Genomic DNA, 1,007 nt, shown 5'->3' with positions numbered 1-1,007 from the left:
GGCCGGCCACGGCACACGGTGTCGGAGTCTTCGCACGGCGGAACAGCTCCCCTCGCATCCTCGCGGACTGACTGTTCTTACGCGGTGTTGCTCATAGACGCTTGAAACAAGCACGATTCGAGCAACTTCACGCACGCAGCCTCGGGGTTGACGCAGGTTCATGTCAATACCGCCGCCGACGGCCCGCCCACCGTGTCCGTGCGGTCGATCAGAGCGAACTGCCGGCCGTGAGCAGGTCCTCCAGGCCTGCGCGGCGGAAGAACTCGGCGCGGACGCGGTCGGCGACCGCGGAGACCACCTCGCTGCCGTCCCGGCTCGGATCCACGTGGGTGCGCAGCGGCCGGGCGCCGGCGGGCAGGTCCACCAGGCGGACGACGGCCTCGGCGACCTCGGCCGCGTCTGCCTCCGGCGGGATCAGCGCCGCCAGCCGCTGGTCGAGACCGGCGAGCAGGGCGCCGTAGCGCTCGTCGTAGGCGGCGGCCCGCTCGGTGTCCGCGGGCGTGCCCGCGTGCGCGAAGTGGTTCGTGCCCGAGGTGAACGCGCCGGGCACGACGATCGCGGTGTCGATGCCGAACCGGATCAGCTCGGCGGCGTAGCTCACCGCCAGCGCGTCCATCGCGGCCTTGGCGGCGAAGTACGGCGCCAGGAACGGCGGGCAGCCGCCCCGGGTGCTGGAGCTGCCGATCCACACCAGCAGACCCTCGCCCCGCTCCCGCAGGTGGGGCAGCGCGGCCCGGTTGACCCGCTGGGCGCCGAGCACGTTGACGTCGTACAGGTCCGCCAGCTGCTGCGGGGTGAACGCCTCGGCGGGGCCGCTGACCATGTGGCCCGCGTTGTGCACCACCACGTCCAGGCGGCCCTCGGCGGCCAGCACCCGGGCGACGGCCGCGTCCGCGGACTCCTGGTGGAGCACGTCGAGTTCCACCGCGTGCAGCGACACGCCGTGCTCGGCCGCGTACCGGTCCAGGGCGGCCACGGCGGGCGCGTTGCGCGTGGCCGCCCTGGAC

Annotated in this window: 1 protein-coding gene; it reads right to left on the bottom strand. The window is 73.6% G+C overall.

Translation table 11 applies throughout. The features are described 5' to 3' along the window. Positions 1 to 208: 208 nt before the first annotated feature. A partial coding sequence (locus tag CCN44_RS42870; protein WP_107502197.1) for an SDR family NAD(P)-dependent oxidoreductase occupies positions 209 to 1,007 on the bottom strand: 799 nt, incomplete at its 5' end.

The organism is Streptomyces tricolor (genome assembly GCF_002155905.1).
Taxonomy (GTDB): domain Bacteria; phylum Actinomycetota; class Actinomycetes; order Streptomycetales; family Streptomycetaceae; genus Streptomyces; species Streptomyces tricolor.
Note: the sequence above shows the minus strand (reverse complement) of the source record. Positions and strands in the feature narration are given on the sequence as shown.